Raw genomic sequence first — 25,115 nt, 5'->3', positions numbered from 1 at the left:
TAGTGCTAGGAGTGGTAAGGTATGAGTTTAAAAATATTTACAGACTCCTAACTTATCATTTGTAGAAAACAATTGAGTAAGACTTTTGAAAGGGATAGGTTATCTGATGTTTTTTGATTCGTCGGGATAACCTATCCTTGTATTTTTTTCGTAAATACTTACATTTATACTTTTTACGCTCATAGAATTATATGAGATAAATAAATCGTAAATGATTTACCATTTTGCAGTCAATATTTTGAGTGCTTGCTTATGATAATATGATTACTGAAGTGAAAGATAGTTTACTCAAAGCATACCTTGGCGAAATAGAGTCTTACGACGAAATTTTGGACGCCAATCAACAAGTAAAACCTTATTGGAAAAAAATGTTTGATACCCTCGAAAAGTTGGGTATGGAACAACTCGTGGTGCGTAGTCAGGAATTAGCTAATAAACTACGTGAAAATGGTGTTACTTATAACGTATATGGTAGTTCTGAGGTAAGCGCTAGACCTTGGCAATTAGACCCTATTCCTTTTTTATTGGAAAAGTCAGAATGGGATTTGATATCGGAAGGGTTGAAGCAAAGAGCCGTGGTGTTGGATTTGATGCTGAAAGATATTTATGGACCTCAACTTTTAGTAAAAGAAGGTATATTACCTCCTGAGTTGATTTACGAAAATAGTGGCTTCTTTCGCCCTTGTATGGATGTAAAATTATCATCCGAAAAACAATTACTTGTTCATGCAGTAGATATAGCTCGTGGACCAGATGGTCGCATGTGGGTAGTTGACAATCGTACTCAAGCGCCCTCAGGGTCGGGATATGCACTGGAAAACCGTACAGTTATGAGTGCCATATTGCCTGAACTGACCACTGGTATGACAGTTAACCGTCTTTCTCCTTTCTTCAAAACTTTTCATAAAGAAGTTACTGCTCTGACAGGAAAAAGTCGAGAACATCCGACTATTGTGTACCTGACCCCAGGTTCAGGTAATGAAACCTATTTCGAACATGCGTATTTGGCTTCGTATTTGGGCTATACTTTGGTTCAGGGCGATGATTTAGTAGTGAGAGATGGTTTTGTATGGCTACGTTCAATAGATGGCTTAGAAAAGGTTGATGTGATAATTCGTCGAGTAGATGACGATTGGTGTGATCCGCTTGAGTTGCGGGAGGATTCTCGATTGGGCATTCCTGGCTTATTACAGGCTATGCGCTTAGGCAATGTTGCAGTGGTCAACACACCAGGAGCTGGAGTTCTTGAAAATAGTGGACTTTTAGCATTTATGGCGGCTGCTTGTCGCTTTTTTCTGAAAGAAGAGTTGATATTACCTTCCATTGCCACATGGTGGTGTGGACATCAACATGAACTCAATTATGTGATTGAAAACCTGCCTCAACTTATCATTAAAAAAGCGAATCGTAAGCAAGTTTTTCGTTCTGTATATGGCAGATTGTTAACGCCAGAACAGCGAGAAGAGTTAATACAACAAATTTTACTGGCACCTCACGAATACGTTGCCCAAGAAGAAATTGGACTTTCGACCACACCAGCCTTGGTAAATGGGAAGTTGGTGCCTCGTTTGGCGGCGCTTCGAGCTTACTTGGTAGCCAATGGCGACGACTATATGGTTATGCAAGGCGGGCTGACAAGAAGTTCTGCTGTAAAAGGTCGTTTTGAAGTTTCGCATCAACATGGGGGGTGTTCTAAAGATACTTGGATTGTATCTGACACTGAAATAGCGCAAAAGGAGATTCGCATCGAAATGCCCAAAGAGTCGGTGCATCATCATACTTCCTTGCCTAGTAGAAGTGCTGAGAATCTTTTTTGGGTTGGTCGTTATGCCGAGCGAACTATGTCGACTACCAAATATATCAAGTTGTTGATTAATGCACTCCATGAAAGTGTCAAGTTTGGGAATGCTTCAAAATCAGAGCATATCGAAGTTTTGTTGAAAGGTCTAACACACTTGACGTTAACTTATCCTGGATTTTTAGATGAGGAAAAACCTGAACTATTGGCTAATCCCTACTCCGAAATACACAAGATTGTTCATGATCTTAAAATATTGGGATCCGTGGCTTCCAGTACTGAGGCTTTTTTGAGAGGTGTGATTTCTGTTAGTGATCGGTGGAATCATGATACATGGCGTGCTATTTACTCGATTGAGAATACATTTAAAAAAATTAAACGACCCGACGATGCTTATTCCAATAGCAACACGATGCAAAAGATATTAGATAAACTTCATGCACGTTTATTTACTTTTTATGGAATTGTAGCCGATACTATGCCAAGGGATAGTGGGTTTTATTTGTTCGAATCTGGAAAGTTTATTGAAAGAATTTTACTAAAAATCAGTACAATTCGTGCTTGTTTTAGCTTTAAAAGCGAATCCCACATTGAGAATGAACTTATTGAAGCAGTTCTTATCAACCATCATTTGTTGATTCATTATCGACAGCTTTATAAATCCAACTTGAATTTGGAAGCCATGCTTGATATGATTTTTTTGGAAACAAAACTACCTTATTCTTTGGCTTTTCAGTTGGATGAACTGGGGCGTTGTTTATCAGAATTACCCAAACCATCACATACAGAGCGTCTAAATTTGGCGCAGAAGGCTGTCCTTCAGGCAACTATGAAGATCAAACTCGCCGATGTTTCTCAAATGGTCATTTTCGAGCAAGATACCTTGTATCGTGAATACTTAGATAGCTTACTGGCAGAAGTATTTGATTTAATCTTATCAGTAAACAACTCTTTGACAAATTTGTACTTTACTCATACCGAAATACAACATTCTTTTTTGAGTAGTACCGAAAATTCGAGTCAGAATGAAATATAACTTAATTCATAAAACTTCCTATAAATATTACGAGACAGTTAATAATTATCATAGTTTGGTGTGTTTGAAACCGAAAGATTTGGAAGGTCAAGTTTGTGATAGTTTTAAATTAACAATAACACCATCTCCCAATGAAATTATTGAAAGAAAAGATTATTTTGGAAATACAGTACACTATTTTTCAATCCATGTTCCTCATCAAGAATTGATTGTGCAGGCTGTTAGTAAAGTTCAGAGTTTACCCAAAATTCAAAAGAATATATCTACCTTAACAGTTCAAGATTGTAAAAATATACTTTGGAATAACCGTGAACTTAAAGTTGAACTTTTACAATATATGCTACCAAGTCCTTTCATTAACTGGGACGCTGAAATACAAGAGTTTGCGCTTGGTTGCTTGCAAGGTAATATTGTACTTTATGAAGGTGTCATGCAGTTATGTCATAAGATTTTCAAAGAGTTTAAGTTTGTTTCAAATGCTACTTCTATTTATACGCCTATTAAAACGGTGTTAAAAGAACGAAGAGGTGTTTGTCAAGATTTTTCACATTTGGCGATTGCTTGTCTTCGAAGTGTGGGACTGGCAGCGAGATATGTTAGCGGATATATCGAAACGCTTCCTCCAATTGGACAACAGAAGTTACAAGGCTCGGATGCTTCTCACGCTTGGATTTCGGTGTATATCCCTGAGATGGGCTGGTGTGAATTTGACCCGACTAACGACATGGTTCCTCAAGAGCGCCATATTATTACGGCTTATGGTCGTGACTACAGTGATGTTGCACCATTGAAAGGAGTAATCTTTAGTTCTGGGGGGCACCAATTATCGGTTTCGGTAGATGTAATCCCTGTTTAATAAATGATAAACAAAAGATAATAATTCAAGTAAAATAGTGATAGAAAGGATAACTCAGTAGGGTTATCCTTTTTTTGTATCTATCGATTTATTTCCCTTATCTGACTAAAAATTAACGTGAATTATATAAAAATTTAATCAAATAATGGTAATAATCCCTTTCTTTGTATCATGTTAATTCAATAATAACCTTATTAATTTTTACGATATGAAATATAAACATATACCATTATTTGTTGCTACTTTGGCGCTATCACTGAGTGCCCAAGCTCAGAAATATACAGCACAATCGAAGAGCGATTTTACTCTTATTCAAAACAAAGGTGGCGTTAAATTAGGCTATGCTCCGAGTTCTGGTGTGAAAATATTGACAGTAGATGGCTGGGCATTTAAAGATTTGAACAAAAACGGAAAGCTTGATAAATATGAAGACTGGCGTTTGCCTATCGACGTTCGTGCTAAGGATTTAGCATCAAAGATGTCAGTTGAGCAAATTGCAGGCTTGATGTTATATTCAGGTCACCAGTCGTTGCCTGCACGACCTGTGGGATATTTTTCTGGAACTTATAATGGTAAGCCTTATAAGGAAGGTGAAACTGACCCTTCGGACATGACCGATCAGCAGAGAACATTTTTGGATAAAGATAACTTAAGACATGTTTTGTTGACTACAGTAAAAAGTCCTGAGGTAGCTGCTAAATGGAATAATAAAATGCAAGCTTTTGTCGAAAGTACCCCATTAGGTGTTCCTGCTAACAATAGTTCTGATCCTCGACATGGAACTTTGGCGAGTGCCGAATATAATGCTGCAGCTGGCGGGACGATTTCGATGTGGCCAAGTTCATTAGGCTTAGCAGCCACCTTTAATCCAACTATTATGCATCGTTTTGGAGAAGTAGCTTCTGCCGAATACCGTGCTTTGGGTATTGCAACAGCATTATCTCCGCAAGTAGATATTGCTACCGAACCTCGTTGGAGTCGTGTGAGTGGCACTTTTGGCGAAAACCCTTATTTGAGTGCAGCGATGGCACAAGCATATTCTGATGGCTTTCAAACTTCTTATGGTGATAGAGAAATTAAGGATGGTTGGGGTTTTGGAAGTGTGAATGCGATGGTGAAACACTGGCCTGGTGGTGGTTCTGGCGAAGCTGGTCGTGACGCTCATTATGCTATTGGGAAATATGCGGTTTACCCTGGCAAAAACTATGCACAACATTTTATACCTTTTACTGAAGGTGCTTTTAAACTAAAAGGTAAAACTAAGATGGCTTCTGCTGTGATGCCATACTATACAATTTCGTGGGGCTTTGATACAAAAAATAACGAAAACGTAGGTAATAGTTACAATAAATATATCATCACAGATTTGCTCAGAGATAAATATCACTATGATGGTGTTGTGTGTACTGACTGGGGTATAACTCATGCTCACACAGTAATGGACAACTTCGTAGATGGTAAGCCATGGGGCTTAGAAAAACTCACTGAAGCGGAGTTGCATTACAAAGCTTTGATAGCTGGAGTGGATCAATTTGGAGGTAACAATGATTCTAAACCTATTATCGATGCTTATGCTATGGGTGTAAAAGAGCGTGGAGAAACATGGATGCGTGCTCGTATGGAAAAATCAGCGGTTCGTTTGTTACGTAATATTTTCCGTGTAGGTTTGTTTGAAAACCCGTATTTGGATGTTCAAGAAACCGTGAAAGTAGTGGGTAATCCTACATTTATGCGTGAGGGCTTTGAAGCGCAGACTAGCTCAATTGTAATGCTTAAAAACAAAGGAAATATTCTACCGCTTCGCTTAGGTAAGACTGTCTATATTCCAAAACGTTTTGTTCCCAAATCTCGTAATTTCCTAGGAATGGAAACACCTGAATCGTTGGAGTATCCTGTCAACTTAAATATTGTTAAGAAGTACTTTACAGTTACTGATAATCCAAATGAGGCTGATTGTGCCATCGTATTTGTGAATAACCCTGCCTCTGGCATTGGCTATGATAAAGCAGATTTGGAAAAAGGTGGTAATGGTTATTTGCCAATAAGTCTACAGTATAAAGAATATACTGCTACTGAGGCTCGTGAAACGAGTATTGCTGGTGGAGATCCATTGGAGGCTTCAACGAACCGCTCTTATAAGGGTAAAACCATAAAGGCTTCAAATTCGACTGACTTGGATATGATTTTAGAGACAAAAGCTAAGATGAAAGGAAAACCTGTTATCGTTTCAGTATCGATGGAGAATCCGATGGTATTCAATGAATTTGAGAAGGAGGTAGAGGGTATTTTGGTAAACTTTAAAGTACAGGATCAAGCTATTTTTGATATTATTTCTGGAAAAAAAGAACCTTCCGCTCTGTTGCCCATTCAAATGCCTGCTAATATGAGTACTGTTGAAAGACAAGCAGAAGATGTGCCACATGATATGGAATGTCACAAGGACTCAGAAGGTAATGTATACGATTTTGGCTTTGGCTTAAATTGGAGAGGTGTTATCAAAGACGGTCGTGTTAAGTTGTATAAAAAATAATATAACATGATCCATTATTTGTAATTAAAAAGACAGGCGAAAATAGTTCCTTCTCGCCTGTCTTTTTAATTACTTATTCTTAATAATTCTTTTGCAACGCCAGTTGAGATAATTGACCATAAACCAAAAGTTTTTGAACGCAGGATTACTAGTCTGTTTATGATGATACCGAAAATAAATTTGCTGAATTATCACCAATAATCTAAATAGCCCATATACTTCATAGAAGGTAAAATCTACATTTTTTAGGCTCATTCGCTCACAATAGTAGCTAATGACTTCCTTACGAGTTAGCATCCCTCTTAGATGTGTGGGTTGTCTTCTAAACATCTTGAATACAAAATCATCATTTGCTTGAATCCAATAGGCTAAACTATTGCCCAAATCCATCAGTCCATCGCCCACCGTTGCCATTTCCCAATCCAGAATACCGATTACCTCTAAATGCTCGTCAGCTGAAAGAACGATATTATCAAAACGAAAATCATTGTGAATAAAACAGGTATATTCTTCAGACGGAATGTTGTTTTGTAGCCAATGAATCACATATTCGCAAGAAGGTACATTCCATGTTTTGGCTTTTCGGTACCGTTCTACCCAACCCGTGATTTGCCTATTTGCGTAGCCTTTTCCTTTGCCAAATTCTTGTAAATCAGTATTTTCAATATTGATTTTATGTAAATCAACTAATTTGTCTATTACTCTAATACATAGATTTCGTACCTTTTCAGGACTTAATTCTAAACCTTTAGGAAGATTTGCTCTAGGAATAATTCCTGAGATTTTTTCCATTATATAAAACTCTCGACCTATTATGGCAGTATCCTTACAGTGTAACTCTATTTTGGGTACGTATGAATAGTAAGGTGCTAATACCGACATTATTCTAGACTCTCTTGCCATATCATGTGCCCCCTTGGCTTTGGTACCTTTAGGCGGACACCTCAGAATGTATTCCTTTTCATTTATTGTAATTTGATACGTTAAATTAGAGGCTCCACCACTAAACTGCTTCAAGGTAATGGAGTCAATAGTAATAGAGAACTCTTTTGCTAAATAGCTTTTCAATGTATCCAAATCTAGTTGGTCTTCGTTACGAACCTCTTTGGGTTTATCAATCAATAAGTTTTCCATTTCTAGCCCTTTTAGGATTCTCGATATTTCTTTAGTTCTAGTTTGGCCACTACATTTCTATGAACTTCATCAGGGCCGTCAGCTAGTCTTAAGGTTCGAGCGTAGGCATATAACCCAGCGAGTGGCGTATCGTTGCTAAGTCCTTTACCTCCAAATAGTTGCATTGCTTGGTCTATGATTTTACAAGCAACTGTCGGTGCAACTACTTTAATTTGTGAGACCTCACTCAAGGCACCTTTGATACCATAAGTATCTAGTAAAAAGGCAGTTTTCATAACGAGCAACCTTGCCATATCGATTTCCATTCGAGCATTGGCTATAATATCTGTATTTCCTCCAAGTTCAATAAGCGACTTTCCAAAAGCGGATCTTGATTTTCCTCTTTCTATCATTAGTTGTAAGGCTCGTTCACTTGCTCCAAGCACTCGCATACAATGATGAATTCGACCAGGACCTAAGCGACCCTGTGCTATTTCAAAGCCTTTCCCTAGTCCACCAATAAGATTTGATTTAGGGACTTTGACATTTTCAAAACTCACCTCCCCGTGACCATACGGCGGGTCATAAGTACCAAATACAGGTAACATTCGTTTGATGGTTACGCCCTCTGCATCTAGCGGAATTAGTACCATTGAGTGCTGGGCGTGCTTGGCTGCTTCTGGATTTGATAAACCCATAAATATCGCAATTTTACAATTAGGATGCCCTATGCCAGTACTCCACCACTTGGTACCATTTATGAGTAAATAGTCACCTTTGTCTTCAATCGTAGCCTTCATATTAGTTGCATCACTTGAGGCAACTGCTGGTTCGGTCATACAAAAAACCGATCGGATTGAGCCTTCTAAGAGAGGAGTAAGCCATACTTCTTTTTGTTCAGCAGTTCCGTATTTCCAGAGTACCTCCATATTGCCTGTATCAGGAGCATTACAATTAAAAACTTCTGGAGCCAATAACGAATATCCCATTGCTTCGGCAAGAGGCGCGTATTCAACATTGCTCAAACCACTAACTTCTGGAAGAAAGAGGTTCCACAATCCTTGAGATTTTGCTAGTTTCTTTAAAGATTCTATCTCTTCATCGAGAGACCATTCTTGAAATTTTGGATTCGAGATAAAGGGTTCTTCTCGAAATTTTTCTTCAATGGGTAAAATATATTTATGGACGAAGTGCTCAACTCTTTGAATCAAGTCAAGTGTTTTAGGAGAATGAGAGAAGTTCATACAATGTTTTTTCAAAGTGAATTATGATAGGAATTTACAAAGAAAAGTTTAATATTTTCTTGAAATGAGAATAATCACTTTGGTATAGGCACAAAAAAACTGACACCATAAATATTATAGTGCCAGTAACTACACCCAATTTTCTATAAAAACTATGATAATATGTTTTAGCTCAGAGAGCGCCTAAAATCATGAGAATTACCTGTGATACAGGAAAATAAGATTTTTTTGTAAAAGTAATATATTACCGCAAATTTGACAACTAAATTAGGATAGTATTCAAATTATTTCAACGAGGATGAATATTTTTTTTTACGCAATCGTTATCGGTAACGTTTTCGTTTGGATTATGATAGTAATAATTTGAATATTTCTTTTCAAAACTCCATTATTAAAAGCACACTTTGCCTATTCTTTACTATAAAATATCCTCAAATTTTTAGCCAAACTTATTAAGCGGACAGATTCCTAGGCAAAATTATTTTTGAATAGGCTTCTATTAGATAAAAGGAATTTGATTCTTCCTAAGTTTTGGAGTTATACAAGATATTGAAAAAATTAGTATCTTACTAACAGTTTGGTTTGAGTTTGCCAACTCGGTAATTTTGATTGAATCCGATGAGATATTCACTTTTTAACGAACAACCTATTTGGTATTTGGATGTTTTTGCTGAATCTATCCTAGAAAAAGGTCGTGTACGATTACGCCCTCTGGATGGACAAACAGCTGATAGCACACTTCGTATAGAGTGCAGTCGAAAACTTCGTCAGAAATATGGAGTAGGTACGGTTTTTAAATTGGATGTTCGACTGGTACGTCCACATAATAAGAAGCCGTATTTAATTTGTCGGAATAGAAAGGAATTGACTCGTGCACTTGAATATTTTGAAAGAAATAAGCGTGTGCAAATAGAGCATCTGATAGGCACGCAACTAACTCTTTTTTAAGGAGTTTGCTAAAAAAATAAAAGCGTCGAAGGCGCTGAGAATTGAATATTCTCGATAACAGCCTACGACGCCTTACAATAAGCTACCTACGACGCCTTCAAAATGCTTGAAACAGGTACTTTTCGGCGCTCAATTAATCTTTTTACGGTAGTTGGGTGAAACATTTTTCCCTTCGAAGTCCTAAATCCTTTAGAGTTTAGCTCATCTGCAATTTGTTGAAGGGTGTACAATCCTCGGTCGAATCTTTCAATTAAGGCCGAAGCCAAGCGATTGTTTAAATTTTTTAAGGCTTTTTGTTTTGTCGATGCGGCTCCCACGGCTCTTGATTCATTTGTAAAATTTTCAGGTTTACCTAATTTCACGCCCCGATTCTTTTTTGCCTGCAAGGCAGCTTTAGTTCGGATGCTAATCAGTTCACGTTCACGTTGCGCCAAACCTGCAAAAACTGCTAACGTGAAGGTATCCAAAACCCCGTTTTGAGTAGGAATGTCACAACTTACAAATTTCCCTCGAACTTTTTCTAAAATATCAAAAGTATCTTTCACGTCACGACTGAGTCTATCTAACTTGGCTACTATCAAAAACGCCTCTTTGTCATTTAAGCAGTCGGCAATCGCAGATTGAAGCATCGGTCTGTTGTCTATATCTTTACCCGACTCCGCTTCGATATACTCTTGCGTTACTTCAATTTTATCAAGAGTTGCATAATGATAAATGATAGCTCGCTGTGCTTCTAATCCTAAGCCTGAGCGTTCTTGTCCTTTAGTCGAAACTCTCAGGTAGGCTATATACTTCTTCATATAACAGTTTAGAAAATTTTACAAGGCTACAATGCTCGTTATTGTCTTGTAAAAATAATAGAAAAATACATAAGTCCAAATGACATCCACTCTTAAAGACAAAAAGTCTGACCAACTCGTGTGCTGATCAGACTTTTTGACAAAACTTAAGCTATTGCTAGTTTTACACAATTTCTAGTGTAACTGGCATATTACCTCTCGTTGCATTTGAGTATGGACATACCTCATGGGCTTTTTCAACCAACGCTTGTGCAACATCTTTTTCTACACCTGGAATATGTACTTTCAATGTTGTTGATAAACCAAAACCTCCTGCATCGTTTTTACCAATAGCAACCTCTGCTGTTACGGAAGTTGTACCCGTAGTTACTTTTTGCATACGAATCACAAGATTCAAAGCGCTATCAAAACACGCTGAATAGCCAGCAGCAAAAAGTTGTTCAGGGTTGGTAAATGCACCTCCTGTTCCTCCTAATTCCTTGGGCATTCTTACTTCTAAATCCAATACTCCGTCTGAAGATTTTACTTGTCCATTGCGACCACCTGTCGCTGTTGCCGATGCCTGATATAATGCTTGCATGATTGTATAATGTTATTGCTTTATTAGAAAATTGTACCACTAATAAGAGCAAATGTTAGTTTATTGAATTATGATTAAAATTGTATTTTTCTGTTATTTTAAAGCTGAGGTTGTCTCCATTAGTTTATCTAATTGGGCTTTCAAATTGATAAACTCTTCCATCGAAAGTGCCAAGCATGAGGCTAACTTGAAGGGGATATCTTTCGCCTCATTTTCTAGTGTAATTCCTTTCTCAGTCAAGCTTACGAATACGACTCTTTCATCTGCTTTGTCACGTTGACGGATTACTAATCCATCTTGTTCCATACGCTTTAACAGCGGAGTTAATGTCCCACTATCGAGTAATAGCTTTTTCCCTAAATCCTTCACAGATAAACTTTTGGATTCCCATAAAACCAACAAGACGAGATATTGTGGGTAGGTCAAGTCGAGTGGTTCGAGCAATGGTCTATACAGGGCAGTTATTTGCCTTGAAATAGCGTAAAACGGAAAGCAAAGCTGGTTTTCTAACTTGAGTTGATTCATTTGCTTGTTTTTTGTGTAAAATTAAATTGTTTGCAATTTAATTGCAAGCTATTTAATTAAAATTTTCTGAAAATGCTAAAACAAAGTCATGAAGCCCTATTTTTGTTTTTTTAGGAAATCAATAATTAAAGTAAATATGAAATTTTTGGCAAAATATGGAATAGATGGATTTATTCTTTCTTTGATAGGAGCTATTGTCCTTGCTTATCTATATCCACAATTAGGAGCAGTTACCTTAGATAAAGCATTGGGTTTTGCAACGACTTACGGGGTTAGTATGACCTTCTTTTTATATGGTTTGAAATTAGATACCAAACAGTTATTAGTCGGAATCAGTAATTGGAAATTACATACTTTGATCCAAACGAGCACATTTATATTTTTTCCTGTACTCGCACTTTTGGTCAAACCTTGGTTCGATTCTATAGGGCAACCTGTCTTATGGTTAGCGATATTTTATTTAGGCGCATTGCCTTCTACGGTTTCTTCTTCGGTTGTAATGGTCTCATTATCAGGCGGAAATGTGGTGTCTGCTATTTTCAATGCTACGCTTTCGAGCTTGTTGGGAATTGTATTAACACCATTATGGATGTCACTGTTTATGGGGCAAGTCAACAGTAATTTCGATTTGACAGATGTCCTAATGAAGTTAGTTTTACAAGTAATAGTACCTGTAATTATCGGGATGATCCTAAACAAATTTGGGGGTGCTTGGGCACAAAAAAACAAAGTTGCCTTAAAGATGGTCGATCAAACAGTAATCATTTTGATTGTATATCAATCTTTCTGTGATTCGTTTGACCACCATATATTTGCAACGTTACCCATAAGTAATATCATTTGGTTGTCTGTAGGTATGATTGTACTATTTCAAGTAGTGTATCAATTGATAAAATGGTGTGCGCATCAACTTGGGTTTAACGAAGCTGACACTTCAACAGCCATATTCTGTGGATCCAAAAAATCATTAGTGCATGGTACTGTTATGAGTAAAGTGTTGTTTGGTGCAGGTGCTGAGGTTGGGATTTATTTATTACCCATTATGATTTATCATGCTGGACAACTCATTGGTGCAAGTTATCTAGCCCGAAAGCGGGGTGAAAAAATGGCTCAGCAAGCCAATCATTAATTAGTGGTTAGGCATATAGCCCACAAAGCTGTAATAGCCTGTGAAACATGCTGTTGTATGGTCAAATCTTCAGATAATGATTCTAGGGCACGATAGACTAAGGCTCTCGCTGACTTTACTTTAGTCATAGCCATAATCTGGGCAATTTCTTCATAACTTAGCCCTTCAAAAAAGTATAAGGCAATAGCTTCTCGTTGTTTTTCGGGAAGCTTTGCACATGCTTCTTTTATGATCTGACTGGTATCTGCTGAAAATATCTGATTAAATAAGTCATTTCCATCAGCAATATTAAGTTCAAAACCGCCTTCTAAGCCTATGAAAGCAAACTGTTTTTGTTGCTTTTCTTGTACTCTCATCAGTTTACGTTTCAAACTCGCATATAAGTAAAACTTAATCGAAGTTGTATCTCCTAGACGCCCTCTTGATTGAATCATTTCGCAAAATAAATCCTGAATTGCATCCTTTACTTGGTCTGCTTCAGCACAAAACTGTCTGCCATAGTTATATAACTTTGGGGCATATTGATAGTAGATAAAACTTAAGGCTTCATCGCTTCCATCTTTAAATGCTTTCCAAATTTGCTCTTCGGAGAAATTCTTCATGGCTATTCAATTAAAATATATGGCTTGTTAATTCAATTTAAAGGCCTATATGTGTCATTATTACACAATTGAGACTAAATAAAAAGGGAATTGTTCATTCCTTAGGTCAAATGTAGGATATTTTTTGATTTACTACTCAATAAAATGCAAAAAAAAATTTATAAAGTTATTAAATAGCTAGTATTTGATAATTTTTATTGATAATGTAAATGTTTCATTATCAGAATGTTAAATGGTATAATTTTATTTTTTCTAAAAAAAGTAAAATTTTTTCTTCGATTACTATGGTCATTCCTTGAGTTTTTGTCTTTCTGTATTTGAAAGAACTAAACTATGGAATCGAATCAACCCAATATAGAGCAATTTCTGAGTAACTCTTCATTTGTAAAATGGGTAAAAGAGCCAGATGATGTTTCAAATGAGTTTTGGAACAATTGGCTTTTGAATAATCCTGACAAAAAAGAGACGTTTGAGCTTGCCAAAAATATTATTCAAAACCTTGCCTATAAGCATCAGTATCATTTAGACAAACAGGAGTTAGATGCGATGTTTGAAAGTATCAAATCGACTGTTGCTCAAAATTCTGACGCAGAAAAGCAACACGCTATTTCAATTTTCACGAATAATCTTAAAAGATTTTGGTGGGTGGCAGCTTCCGTGGTTATTGGAATTACCTATTCATTACAAACAGAATTTGCTAAAGAGCGTTTGATGACTTCTGTTTTGACCATGGGAAATAAGCAATTTTATGGTGCTAATCCAGGCGAAAGAATAAAAGTGATTCTTCCTGATGGCTCAATTGTAACGCTTCAAGGAGGAAGTTCTATTTCGTATAATTCTGATTTTCAAGATACAATTAGAAAAGTTGAACTGAATGGACAAGCATTTTTTGATGTTGTGAAAAATCCACAAAAACCGTTTGTGGTAGAATCAAAACATTTGAGAACTAGAGTTTTGGGAACAAGTTTTTCTGTAAATGATTCTGAAAAAGATGCCATTGGAAAGGTGGCTGTAAGAACAGGAAAAGTAAGTATGAGTGTTGTCGAAAATCATCAATCAGAAATACTTACCCCTAGCAAAATGGGCGTTTGGCATAAAGCTCAAAAGCAGATAGAAGTCAGCACGTTTGACTCAAAATCTGAACTCGCTTGGAAAGACAATATATTGTACTTTTCTAAGGATGATATGCCAAGCGTTTTATCAAAAATCGAAACTTGGTACGGCGTGAAAATCATAGTTGACCCAGCCCTAAAATTGAAAGGGAGATATAGTGGTGAGTTTTATGACGAATCTCTCGAAAATGTTTTGACAGGTATAGGATTTACTTCAGGATTTGATTTTGAAATCAAGGGAAAAGAAGTAAAAATCGTATCAAATAGATAAGCTATTTCCAAAAGCAATATCACCAACCATATTCATATTTTTCGCTAACATATCTAAACATTAATTATGAATTCTTTGCTTCAAAACTCCAGCTAACCAAACAAAAAAAGCCGACTATGCGTCGGCTCCTTGATTGAGTTCTGAGCTATCTAAAAAGATTGGCGTCTGTGCGATAGAGCAGAACTAGGAATTTTAATTATTTCAATCATCAAAATCCCAATCAAATATATGAAAATCCTTCGACCCAAGTCGCTTCTCCAGTTAAAAAAACGATTTACGACTATGTTAATGCTCCTCATGAGTATTTTACAAATTAATATTCTAGGCATTTTTGGTGCACAAGCCAAAAATATCGAAGATACTCGTCTGAACATGAAAGTTGAAAAAGCTACGATTGTTCAGGTATTCAAAGAAATCGAAAAGCAAACGCAATTTCATTTTTCATACAATGATGCTTATCTCAACGAGCAGGTAAAAGTTACGCTGAATGTACAAAACAAGAGGCTTTCGGAAGTTCTTAATTTCTTGACCAAAGAGGTAAACCTTCAATTCAAGCAAGTACGTGGTAATATCCATGTTTTGAATACAGCCAATACCGACCGAAATTTTAACCCAAACGTACAGTCAAACGCCATTCTCGAAGATATTATAGTGTCTGGCGCAGTATTGCACGTGTCTGGTCGAGTAACAAGCCGTGAAGATAATCAGCCTGTGGCTGGTGCTACTATTCGTATAAAAGGAACAAATAAAGGAACGGTAGCGGATGCACAAGGAAACTACAAAATTGAGGTAGACGATGCCAATGCTGTCATTGAAATATCATCTGTAGGGTTCTTAAAACAAGAAATTCGTGTGGGTGGTCGCAGTACTATCAATGTTGAGTTAACGGCCGACATTGCCAAACTAGACGAAGTTGTTGTGGTTGGTTATGGTACGCAAAAAGTCAAAGATTTGACGGGTTCTGTAGGTATCGTTAAAATGGAAGATGCCAAGAAAACAGCGACTTATGATGTAGCCAAAATGCTCCAAGGTCAAGTGGCTGGGGTTACAGTGCATGGTTCTGGGGAGCCAGGCGGATTTGTAAGTATCAAAATTCGTGGGATTAGTTCTTTCAATAACAACAGTCCATTGTTCGTGATTGATGGTGTTCCTGTAGATGCCCCATTTGATTTTTCACCAGATGATATAGAAAGTGTTCAAGTTTTGAAAGATGCCTCTGCTGGTGCTATCTACGGAGCTCGTGCAGCCACTGGCGTTGTGATTATTACAACGAAAAAAGGAAAAGCAGGACCGTTGAAAGTTGATTATTCAGGATATGCTGGTGTGCAAGAAATTGCTAGACGTATTCCTGTGACCAATCGCGTTGGTTATCAAAATATTACAAGTGCAGCAGAGTTGAATGCTGGTTTGTTAGTAGCGCCTGCCAATGATCTGAAAAGCCCGTCTTATATCAGTAAAGTAGATACTGATTGGCAAAAAGAAGGTTTTAAAACTGGTAAAATTACCGACCATAACCTCAACTTTTCGGGTGGTACTGAGGCTCTAAGAGGAAGTGTTTCTGTAGGCTATTTTGACCAAAGTAGTACCTATACTGGTCCACAAAACTATACTCGTTATAGCTTGAATGGTAACTTGACAGGTAAAAAAGGTATTTTCTCATTTGGGGCAAAGTTTGCTTACACACAGTCACATAAGGTAAATAATGCCAATACAAGAGAGCATGCTGTTTTTGGTGGAAGTGTAACCAGTTTATTGACTGCCATTCCGACTATGCCTGTATATGATTCAAATCGTTTGGGCGGTTATGGTGGTAGCGACAATAATACACAACGAGCTATTACTTTGAACGTAGTAGGGATGAATGCTTTATTGAAAAGTACAGGAGATCGTAACCGTATTTTAGGCAATTTCTGGGGCGAATTGGAATTAGCTAAAAATCTAAAGTATAGATTAAGTGTTAGTTACGACCGTACTGATTGGAAGGACTTTTTCTTTGAACCAAAATATGATTTAGGTTTTTACTACTTAACTCCGTTGGCATTTTTATCTCAAACTCGTGGTGGTGCCAATACTTTCTTGATTGAAAATACTGCAACCTATTTGAAAGAAATTGGTAAACATAAGATTGATGTGTTGGCAGGTATTACGCACCAAAAAGATGAGTGGGCGTCCATGACAGGAACGGCTCTAGGACTTACTGAGCCTTATTTCTTAACACTAAGCTCTGGATTAGAGGCATCTGGTGGTCGTGGTATTAGCGAATATCAGTGGAATGCTGCGCTTCAATCGTATCTGGGTCGTGTGAACTACAATTATGGAGATAGATATTTGTTAACATTCAATTTCCGTCGTGATGGCTCTTCAAGATTTAGTCCATCTAATCGTTTTGGTAACTTCATGTCACTAGCTGCTGCTTGGAATGTTCACAATGATATTCAGTTGCCAGAATTTATCAATAGCATGAAAGTAAGAGGTGGTTTTGGCGAATTAGGTAATCAGTCTATTGGTCAATATCTCTATGATACCTATGTCAATACCAATGCTAATTATGTATTCAACAATACTTTAGCTCCAGGTGCTACTCGTACACAAGTGGTTGACCCATCTATTAAATGGGAATCTAAAAGAACAACCAACGTAGCGGTTGATTTTGGTTTCTTGAATGATAAAATCTCATTTACTGCTGAATATTTTGATAACCGTGCTTATGATATGTTGGTGGGTATTCCTATTCCTGCTTCGGTGGGTTCTACCAACGCGAGCGTTACGACCAATATCGCTTCTGTTAGCAACTCAGGTGTTGAATTAACGGCAACTTATCGTAAAAAATCTGGAGATTTTAAATATGAAATCTCTGCTAATGCACATACGCTCAAAAACAAAGTATTAGCCTTGGGTGGAAACAACGAACCGATTTACGGTGCAGCCAGTAAAACAGAAGTTGGACATTCTGTAGGAGAGATTTATGGATATGTAACTGAAGGTATATTCCAGAATACGGATGAGGTAAAAAATCATGCTACACAATTGAACGCTGCTCCTGGAGATATTAAGTTTAAAGACCTTAATGGCGATGGTAAAATCACAGCCGAAGGCGACCGCACCTATTTGGGTTCTTCTATTCCAAACTTCTATTATGGTTTGAACTTTGGCGCATCATACAAAAACTTTGACTTATCATTCTTTATGCAAGGTCAGGCAGGTAATAAGGTTTACAATGGTGTATATCGTGATTTGATGGCTGAGCAATACGGTAACCATCACGTGGATGCTTTGAATTACTGGACACCAACTAATACCAATACCAATGTGCCACGTCCAGTCATTGGAGATCCTAATGCCAATACACGTGATTCTGACAGGTTCGTAGAAAGTGGCTCATATTTGCGTATGCAAAATGCACAAATTGGATACAACGTTCCTCAGAGTATTTTGAACAAAATTAAAGGTGTAAGTAAAATCAGAATATACGCATCGGGTCAGAATATTTTCTTGATTTCGAAGTATCGTGGATATGACCCTGACTTTGCAAGTGATGGTTTGTTGAGTAGAGGATTAGACTATGGCTCCTATCCAAACCCTCGTACCATTATGCTTGGTTTGCAAGTAGGTTTCTAATTTGATGTAGACTGTTGTACATGCCATTTTGGGCGTACTATCTGTCTGAGAGTTACTTTACAAAATCGTTTAATTTTAGATTTTCCATGAATAAAAAATATATAATAGCGTTCGTTGCCACAATGGTGTTGGCTACAGGCTGTGAAAAAGACTTGGAGCAAACAAACCCCAACCAGCAAACTTCGGCTACTTTTTGGCAGTCACAAGATGATGCGATTAAAGGGGTAAATGCTGCCTACCAAACGTTGATTATCGATGGTGGCTATATGCGTAGTACGCCTTTGATGCTCGATACGCGTGGCGATGATATTAAGAGCAATAGTCCTTGGGACCAAATGTACAATTCAGGGAAGTTTGCCTTGAATACAGGGAACGATGCGATTTATGGCTGGGCTTTTGGTGCGTATTATGAAGGTGTTTCAAAGGCCAATCAGGTATTAGATTTCGTGCCAAAAATTGCCATGGATCAAGCGGTAAAAGACCGTGTTTTGGGACAGGCTTATTTCTTGAGAGGACTGTATTTCTATCATTTAGTCAATTTGTTTGGCAATGTGATGCTACCAACTACTTCGGTAAAAAGCACAGCAGATTTTTATGTTAAACAATCTACTGTAGAGGAAGGTTGGGCACAAGTAATTTCTGACTTGAAAAAAGCTTCTGAATTACTTCCTGTAAGTTATGATAATGTAGCCGGTCCTGATAAAGGCCAAACAGGTCGTGCGACCAAGGGTGCAGCTTTAGGGTTTTTAGGAAAAGCGTATTTGTTTACTAAGAAATATTCCGAAGCTGCTACGCAGTTCAAGGCGATTATCGATTTGGGTGTATATGATTTGATGCCAAATTACCGTGATAATTTCACTGAAGTTGCAGAGAATAATAAAGAATCATTGTTTGAAGTGCAATTTTCACGTGATGCGGGCGGTAAAGATATGAACTGGGGTGGCGAGCCAGCTCCAGGCTGGGGAACGGTTTCGAGTCGTGCAATTACTTATGGGCCACGTGGCTTTGGCTGGACAGACGTGCAACCAACTCGCTCGGTATTCAATGAATTTTTGGTAGAAAAAACGACTGCTGGGAAAGATGACCCTCGTTTGGAGGCAACGATTTTTTATAACAAACCCGGTGGTATGAAATTGTATGGAAAAGACTTTGCTACTTTTTATACAAATCCCAACGACTTAAATGATTTGTTCTGTCGCAAATATGAAAACGATGAAACCAAAGCCGATGAATTTGATTGGCGTTCGGGCATCAATGATCGTTTGTTGCGTTACTCGGATATTTTGTTGATGTATGCAGAATGTTTAAATGAAACAGGACAAACAGCGCAGGCTTACCAATATGTTCAACGAGTTCGTTCGCGTGTAGGGTTACCAAATTTGGCAACTACAAAACCCAATATGACGGTCGCTCAAATGCGTGATCAGTTGGCACACGAAAGACTATTGGAGTTTTGCTTAGAAGGTCACCGTTTTGATGATATTCGTCGTTGGGGTTGGTTGCAGGATGCCACAAAGCTAGCAGAGCTGAAGCTTCGTGACCCTGAGTTTAACACTTACCAAGCAGGTAGAGAGTTTTATCCAATACCACAACGTGAGGTGAATACGAATCCTGGTGTTAAGCAAAATGCTGGCTACTAGAATTTGGTGTAACAATTTGATTACTAGTAAAATACAGATAGGCTGTCGACAGTAGGCAAAGTAAGTGTTTCTCTTTGAAAATTACTTATGCTGCCTATTGTCTATGGCTTACATCTCTCAAATTTAGGCTTTGCCTCTAAACCTAAAAAGTATTTGATGCTTCACTGGTAACTACCAATAAGGTATTTCAACTTAAAGACGTATGCTTTTCTCAACAAAAAAATATTCATACATTACCTTATTCTTACTAATCATTGGAATAAGTGCTTGTTCAAAAAGTGCAGTTGATCCCACGCCAACTCCAACCCCCACTCCTACGCCAACTGCGCCAGCTTTTGATATTAATTCTATCAAAGACTCTTATGCAGATGTGGCTGCGGCAAGTAATTATTTGCGTTGGGGATCATATAACGTACATGACCCATCAATTATCAAGGAAGGTGATACCTATTATTGCTACAACACTGATGTAGCTTATGGTACGGATATTCGCCCAGGAATTCAGATTCGTCAGTCAAAAGATTTGATAGAATGGAAGTTTTATGGTTGGGTATTTGACGGTTTGCCAACGTTAGGAGCAAATTTTATCAAGCAAAAAGGAATTCAGCCATTTAATTCTTTGTGGGCGCCTTATGTAATGAAAGTTGGAAATGAATTTCGATTGTACTACTCACTTTCTTCTGGCGACCCTCGTTTAAGTGTGATTGGTTTGGCTACTGCTAGTTCTCCATTGGGTCCTTGGAAAGAACAAGGTTTGGTGGTTACTTCTCAAAATGATAATACACGTCAAACTAATGCGATTGACCCAACTGTGGTAGTTACACCAACAGGCGAACACTATTTTTATTATGGTTCGGCTTGGGATGGAATTTATATGCTGAAACTTAATCCTGCCACTGGTTTACCATTGGTAGCAGGTGATAAAGGTAAAAGAGTCGCGAATCGTGGATTTACCAATGGGCAATATAATGGTAATATCGAAGGACCTGAAATTATCTATAACAAAGACCTCAAAAAATACTTTTTATTTATCTCTTATGATTGGTTAGCTACCAAGTACAATGTCCGAGTAGGGCGTTCTGACTCTCCCGAAGGACCTTTTTATGATTTCGAAGGCCGCAACCTGAATGAGGATATTGACCATGGTCCGATGATATTGGCTCCTTATCAATTTGCAGGTCATGCGGGTTGGCAAGGTGTAGCGCATTGTAGTGTTTTCGAAAATGCTGGACAGTATTATATGGCGCATCAGGGTCGTCCGGGACAAGATATTAATTTTATGATTTTGCATGTGCGTAAAATCTTTTGGACAAAAGATGGTTGGCCAGTGGTTTCGCCTGAACGTTATGCAGGAGAATTCACTACTGCTATTACGAAAGAAAATATAGTAGGTGATTGGGAGCAAGTTATTCTAGGATATAGAGTTGTGCCTGGGTATGACAAGGAACAAAATTCGCCTGATTTTCAAGTAGCCACTACTATTTCATTAGATGCCAATGGCGGCATTAATGGAAGTACTGCCAATACATGGTCATATTCAGCACCTTGGCTTACTATGAAATGGAGTAATGGTTTTACCGACGAAGTATTGGTAGAGAGAGGTCGTGATTGGGAAAACAAGAAGGAAACAATCCTTTTTTCAGGGTTGAATAATAAAGGAACTGCTATTTGGGGAAAGAAGAAATAGTTTTGAGAAATGGCATTGTGTAAAAAATTAGTAGTAGTCACACCATAAACTTTAAAATTCAATATTCAGGAATTGATAAGCTCATAATAAACGACGTACCACTAAAATAACTTACCAAATGCTTACGAGCCATTTTTTGTTGACATTTTCAAAAAGATATACCCTTTTGTTTTTCATCTTTTTGGGTGGAATTACTTCATGTCAAAAGAAGTCTAACAGCCCTTTGCATTTTGTGTCCATTTCGAGCAGTCAATCGCATATCGATTTTAGTAATACTTTAACTGAGTCTGATTCTGTGAATTTTTACACGAATGAATATATGTACATTGGCTCAGGTGTAGGTGTTGGTGACTTCAATAATGACGGTTTACAAGATGTGATTTTTGTAGGTAGTCAAGTACGTCCTCGCTTGTATTTGAATAAAGGAAAAATGCGATTTGAGGACATCACTACGAAAGCTAACATTCCAGAGTTGTCTTGGTGTACAGGTGTGAGCATTGTAGACATTAATCAAGACGGGTGGCAGGATATTTACCTTTGTGTTTCACACCATAAAAATCCTCAAAATCGAAGAAATATTTTATTGATTAATCAGAAAAATTTGACATTCAAGGAAGAAGCTCAAGCCTATGGACTGGCTGATGAAGGCTTTTCGACACAAGCTTGTTTTTTAGATTATGATAAAGATGGCGACTTGGATGTATATGTATTGAATCACCAACTATTTAATCCTCAACCCAATAAACTGGTTTCGCCAGATTCTTCTGGAACATCGCCTGCCGCTGACCACCTTTATCAAAATCTTGGTTTTGATAAGAAATTAGGACATCCTGTTTTTCAGAATGTATCTCAGCAGACAGGTATTTTGGAAGATGGCTATGGCCTGGGAGTAACAGTTGCCGATTTTAACCAAGATACCTATCCCGATATCTATGTTGCCAATGATTATCTTGGTAATGATAAATTATGGTTGAACCAACAAAATGGAACTTTCAAAAATGTTATAGCTCAAGCCACACAGCATCAGAGCTATAACAGTATGGGGGTCGATGCCGCTGACCTCAACAATGATTTGTTGCCTGATATCATGGTTTTGGATATGCTCCCACCCACCAATGAGCGTAAAAAAATGATGGCATTGGGTGTTAGTCTTGAGAAATATGATTTGCAAAGAAAATTAGGTTATCAACCTGAGTTTTCTCGAAATATGCTACAGCTTCATCGAGGAAATCAACGTGTGAATCAACAGCAGATTCCTGTTTTTAGTGAAATAGGTAATCTTGCAGGTGTGGCAGAAACAGATTGGAGTTGGAGTGTGCTTTGTGCTGATTTTGATAATGATGGCTGGAAAGACATACATATCACTAATGGATTAGCCAAGGATTTGACCAACAATGATTTTCTGAATTTTACCAAAGAAGCCCAACAAAGTAGTTACCAATTTGGCGGTGGCAACAATAGTTTAAATGCTTTTGACACAAAAAGTATTCATGATTTACGAAAAAAATTGGATGAATTCGGAGCCATTAAGTTGAATAATTTTTTCTTTAGAAATACCCAAAACCTTCAATTTGAAGATATTACTCAAGATGTTGGACTTGAAAATCCTTCTATTTCGCATGGTGCTGCTTATGCCGATTTTGACAATGATGGTGATTTAGATTTAGTCATCAATAATACTAATCAAAAGGCATTTCTTTACCAGAATACTTTGAATGATGATAATGATAAGGTTCACTTTTTAACGATTACCTTAAAAGGAAATGAAGGAAATCTAGATGGTTTTGGTACAAAGGTTGAAATTTATACAGAAGGTAAAGTACAAATGCTCGAACAACAACCCGTTCGTGGATATGCTTCTTCTGTCGAAAATCGTTTACATATTGGCTTAGGAGAATCTAGTCTAATTGATTCATTAATAGTAACTTGGCCTAATCAAAAAGTGCAAAAGATTTTTCGAGTAAAAGTAAATACAAGCTTACTTTTAAAACAAAATGATGCGAATGATTTATCAAATATCCATACTGTATTCTTTGAAGACAAAGGTATTGGACTTGATTTTGTACATCAAGAAATTCCTTTTTTTGATTACTATAATCGTCGATTACAACCTCAAAAGTATTCGCAGTTAGGTCCATGTCTTGCTAAAGGCGATGTCAATGGTGATGGGCTCGAAGACTTTTTTGTAGGAGGAGCTTCTCGTCAAAGTGGATGTTTTTTTATGCAGGAAAAAACGGGTGGTTTTAAAGCGAAAGAATTAGTTCAAACCTCAAAATTACAAGAAGATTTGGCTTCGGTTTTGGTAGATACCGACAACGATGGCGATTTGGATTTGCTTCTGGCAGGTGGAAGCACCGAGTACCCAAGAGGCTATCAAAGTTCGATACAATTATTTTTAAATGATGGGAAAGGCAATTTTCAGCAGAATTTAATGGCAATCCCTGCACAGCTTCAAACTTTTTGTACTACCTTAGCAGTTGCAGACGTTGACCATGATGGTGACCAAGATATTTTTGTAGGTGGTCGTCTCGATGCCGAACATTTTCCTCAACTTCCTCAGAGTTATTTATTGATTAACCAAAATGGTTTTTTTAAAGAACAAACAGCTCAATTAGCACCTGACCTTCTGTATGCTGGAATGATTACAGGGGCAGTTTGGACAGATTATAATCACGATAATCAGATTGATTTAGTAATCGTAGGAGAATGGACTTCCGTTCAATTTTTCAAAAATCAACATGGAAAATTAAGCTTAGATATTGAAGCTAGCGAATTGTCTCAAAGAAAAGGAATGTGGCGAAGTATTATTGCCAAAGACTTAGATGCCGATGGTGACCAAGATTTGGTGTTGGGAAATTGGGGAATGAATCAAAAATATCATATTTCAGAAACAAGACCATATCATCTTTTTGCCAAAGATATTGACAATAATGGTACAAATGAGTTGCTTCCAGCCTACTTTTTGAAAAACAAAACAGGAAATTTTGAATTGTATCCAGATTTAGACCGCAATCAATTTGCGGAACAAACGCCCACGATAAAAAAGAAATTTTTATTGCACCGCGATTTTGCTGAAATAAATATGATTGATTTAGTGGAACATATTGGAAAAGGGTCACTTATTGATTTGAGCTGTAACTATGATCAAAGCGTTTGGCTCGAAAATCAAGCAGGAAAGTTTGTCACGCATGAGTTACCCATTGAGGCTCAACTAGCGCCAATTAACGCTATCGAAGCTACTGATGTCAATGCCGATGGAATACTAGATTTGATTCTGGGAGGCAATGAATTTCAAACCGAAATAACCACAGGAAGAATTGACGCCAGTTATGGGTTAATTTTATTAGGAACAAAACAAAAGCGCTTTGTACCTCAACCTATTGGTTATCAGGGTTTATTTCTAAGAGGTGACTTTAAGGCAATTCAACTCATTCGTGGTGCTCAGAAGTCTTATTTGGTGGTAGCAGAAAATAATCAGAGACTAAAATATTATCCTGTAAGTATTAGTGCTGAATTGTGAGTTGTGAATGTAAATTTTAATTATCAAATCTTACATCTGCAATTGATTAAATAGATTTTACTCGCTTTAGGCTGTAAGCTCAATAGTACCTAACGCCCACTACTTA

The 25,115-nt window shown here is 37.4% G+C and carries 16 protein-coding genes; 10 read left to right on the top strand and 6 right to left on the bottom strand.

Annotated elements, in window-relative coordinates:
- Window positions 1–260: 260 nt before the first annotated feature.
- The 3 genes from QM481_RS21910 to QM481_RS21900 all read left to right on the top strand — a co-directional run bounded on the left by QM481_RS21910 (window position 261) and on the right by QM481_RS21900 (window position 6,220).
- On the top strand, window positions 261–2,834 hold the full coding sequence (locus tag QM481_RS21910; protein WP_283383335.1) for a circularly permuted type 2 ATP-grasp protein: 2,574 nt from the start codon (window positions 261–263) through the stop codon (window positions 2,832–2,834).
- A complete protein-coding gene (locus tag QM481_RS21905) occupies window positions 2,824–3,690 on the top strand; it encodes a transglutaminase family protein (protein ID WP_283383334.1) in 867 nt (288 codons plus the stop codon). Before QM481_RS21910 ends, QM481_RS21905 begins: the two co-directional genes overlap by 11 nt.
- 208 nt (window positions 3,691–3,898) lie before the next feature.
- On the top strand, window positions 3,899–6,220 hold the full coding sequence (locus QM481_RS21900) for a glycoside hydrolase family 3 protein (protein WP_283383333.1): 2,322 nt from the start codon (window positions 3,899–3,901) through the stop codon (window positions 6,218–6,220).
- A 69-nt stretch (window positions 6,221–6,289) separates the two neighbouring features.
- Here QM481_RS21900 and QM481_RS21895 read toward each other — a convergent pair whose 3' ends face one another.
- The gene (locus QM481_RS21895; RefSeq protein ID WP_283383332.1) at window positions 6,290–7,354 is read right to left on the bottom strand and encodes a phosphotransferase family protein; all 1,065 of its coding nucleotides are present in this window, start codon (window positions 7,352–7,354) and stop codon (window positions 6,290–6,292) included.
- Window positions 7,355–7,365: 11 nt separating this feature from the next.
- Window positions 7,366–8,577, bottom strand: a complete 1,212-nt coding sequence (locus tag QM481_RS21890; protein WP_283383331.1) for an acyl-CoA dehydrogenase family protein — start codon at window positions 8,575–8,577, stop codon at window positions 7,366–7,368.
- Between the two features lie 618 nt (window positions 8,578–9,195).
- Here QM481_RS21890 and QM481_RS21885 point away from each other — a divergent pair.
- Window positions 9,196–9,525: a hypothetical protein gene (locus QM481_RS21885; RefSeq protein WP_166551203.1), complete on the top strand. Its 330-nt coding sequence runs from the start codon at window positions 9,196–9,198 to the stop codon at window positions 9,523–9,525.
- A gap of 86 nt (window positions 9,526–9,611) precedes the next feature.
- On the opposite strand, the gene QM481_RS21880 is transcribed toward QM481_RS21885, so the two are convergent.
- The 3 genes from QM481_RS21880 to QM481_RS21870 all read right to left on the bottom strand — a co-directional run bounded on the left by QM481_RS21880 (window position 9,612) and on the right by QM481_RS21870 (window position 11,430).
- Entirely contained in the window at window positions 9,612–10,325 is a 714-nt protein-coding gene (locus tag QM481_RS21880) for a recombinase family protein (protein WP_283383330.1), read from the bottom strand.
- Window positions 10,326–10,488: 163 nt separating this feature from the next.
- Entirely contained in the window at window positions 10,489–10,905 is a 417-nt protein-coding gene (locus tag QM481_RS21875) for an organic hydroperoxide resistance protein (protein WP_283383329.1), read from the bottom strand.
- A gap of 93 nt (window positions 10,906–10,998) precedes the next feature.
- A complete protein-coding gene (locus QM481_RS21870; protein WP_283371300.1) occupies window positions 10,999–11,430 on the bottom strand; it encodes a MarR family winged helix-turn-helix transcriptional regulator in 432 nt (143 codons plus the stop codon).
- 136 nt (window positions 11,431–11,566) lie between these two features.
- Here QM481_RS21870 and QM481_RS21865 point away from each other — a divergent pair, with 136 nt between their 5' ends.
- Window positions 11,567–12,559: a bile acid:sodium symporter family protein gene (locus QM481_RS21865; protein WP_283383328.1), complete on the top strand. Its 993-nt coding sequence runs from the start codon at window positions 11,567–11,569 to the stop codon at window positions 12,557–12,559.
- Here the strand turns inward: QM481_RS21865 and QM481_RS21860 are convergent.
- Window positions 12,556–13,161, bottom strand: a complete 606-nt coding sequence (locus tag QM481_RS21860; RefSeq protein ID WP_283383327.1) for an RNA polymerase sigma factor — start codon at window positions 13,159–13,161, stop codon at window positions 12,556–12,558. The genes QM481_RS21865 and QM481_RS21860 overlap by 4 nt on opposite strands.
- Window positions 13,162–13,494: 333 nt before the next feature.
- On the opposite strand from QM481_RS21860, the gene QM481_RS21855 reads away from it, so the two are divergent.
- The 5 genes from QM481_RS21855 to QM481_RS21835 all read left to right on the top strand — a co-directional run bounded on the left by QM481_RS21855 (window position 13,495) and on the right by QM481_RS21835 (window position 25,009).
- A complete protein-coding gene (locus QM481_RS21855; RefSeq protein ID WP_283383326.1) occupies window positions 13,495–14,544 on the top strand; it encodes a FecR family protein in 1,050 nt (349 codons plus the stop codon).
- A 228-nt stretch (window positions 14,545–14,772) separates the two neighbouring features.
- Window positions 14,773–18,162: a SusC/RagA family TonB-linked outer membrane protein gene (locus tag QM481_RS21850; RefSeq protein WP_283383325.1), complete on the top strand. Its 3,390-nt coding sequence runs from the start codon at window positions 14,773–14,775 to the stop codon at window positions 18,160–18,162.
- Between the two features lie 86 nt (window positions 18,163–18,248).
- Complete coding sequence (locus tag QM481_RS21845) at window positions 18,249–19,802, top strand: RagB/SusD family nutrient uptake outer membrane protein (RefSeq protein ID WP_283383324.1); 1,554 nt, start codon at window positions 18,249–18,251, stop codon at window positions 19,800–19,802.
- 202 nt (window positions 19,803–20,004) lie between these two features.
- Window positions 20,005–21,489, top strand: coding sequence for an arabinan endo-1,5-alpha-L-arabinosidase (locus QM481_RS21840; RefSeq protein WP_283383323.1), 1,485 nt, complete (start codon window positions 20,005–20,007; stop codon window positions 21,487–21,489).
- Between the two features lie 166 nt (window positions 21,490–21,655).
- On the top strand, window positions 21,656–25,009 hold the full coding sequence (locus QM481_RS21835; RefSeq protein WP_283383322.1) for a VCBS repeat-containing protein: 3,354 nt from the start codon (window positions 21,656–21,658) through the stop codon (window positions 25,007–25,009).
- Window positions 25,010–25,115 lie beyond the last annotated feature (106 nt).

This window comes from Flectobacillus rivi (assembly GCF_030056655.1).
In the GTDB taxonomy this organism is placed as follows: Bacteria; Bacteroidota; Bacteroidia; order Cytophagales; family Spirosomataceae; genus Flectobacillus; species Flectobacillus rivi.
This window is presented reverse-complemented; position numbering and strand designations above follow the sequence as displayed.

Bases quoted from the DNA above. Each gene is read 5' to 3' on its own strand.
- QM481_RS21910 (WP_283383335.1), top strand. From the start codon at position 261: ATGATTACTGAAGTGAAAGATAGTTTACTCAAAGCATACCTTGGCGAA.
- QM481_RS21905 (WP_283383334.1), top strand. From the start codon at position 2,824: ATGAAATATAACTTAATTCATAAAACTTCCTATAAATATTACGAGACA.
- QM481_RS21900 (WP_283383333.1), top strand. From the start codon at position 3,899: ATGAAATATAAACATATACCATTATTTGTTGCTACTTTGGCGCTATCA.
- QM481_RS21895 (WP_283383332.1), bottom strand. From the start codon at position 7,354: ATGGAAAACTTATTGATTGATAAACCCAAAGAGGTTCGTAACGAAGAC.
- QM481_RS21890 (WP_283383331.1), bottom strand. From the start codon at position 8,577: ATGAACTTCTCTCATTCTCCTAAAACACTTGACTTGATTCAAAGAGTT.
- QM481_RS21885 (WP_166551203.1), top strand. From the start codon at position 9,196: ATGAGATATTCACTTTTTAACGAACAACCTATTTGGTATTTGGATGTT.
- QM481_RS21880 (WP_283383330.1), bottom strand. From the start codon at position 10,325: ATGAAGAAGTATATAGCCTACCTGAGAGTTTCGACTAAAGGACAAGAA.
- QM481_RS21875 (WP_283383329.1), bottom strand. From the start codon at position 10,905: ATGCAAGCATTATATCAGGCATCGGCAACAGCGACAGGTGGTCGCAAT.
- QM481_RS21870 (WP_283371300.1), bottom strand. From the start codon at position 11,430: ATGAATCAACTCAAGTTAGAAAACCAGCTTTGCTTTCCGTTTTACGCT.
- QM481_RS21865 (WP_283383328.1), top strand. From the start codon at position 11,567: ATGAAATTTTTGGCAAAATATGGAATAGATGGATTTATTCTTTCTTTG.
- QM481_RS21860 (WP_283383327.1), bottom strand. From the start codon at position 13,161: ATGAAGAATTTCTCCGAAGAGCAAATTTGGAAAGCATTTAAAGATGGA.
- QM481_RS21855 (WP_283383326.1), top strand. From the start codon at position 13,495: ATGGAATCGAATCAACCCAATATAGAGCAATTTCTGAGTAACTCTTCA.
- QM481_RS21850 (WP_283383325.1), top strand. From the start codon at position 14,773: ATGAAAATCCTTCGACCCAAGTCGCTTCTCCAGTTAAAAAAACGATTT.
- QM481_RS21845 (WP_283383324.1), top strand. From the start codon at position 18,249: ATGAATAAAAAATATATAATAGCGTTCGTTGCCACAATGGTGTTGGCT.
- QM481_RS21840 (WP_283383323.1), top strand. From the start codon at position 20,005: ATGCTTTTCTCAACAAAAAAATATTCATACATTACCTTATTCTTACTA.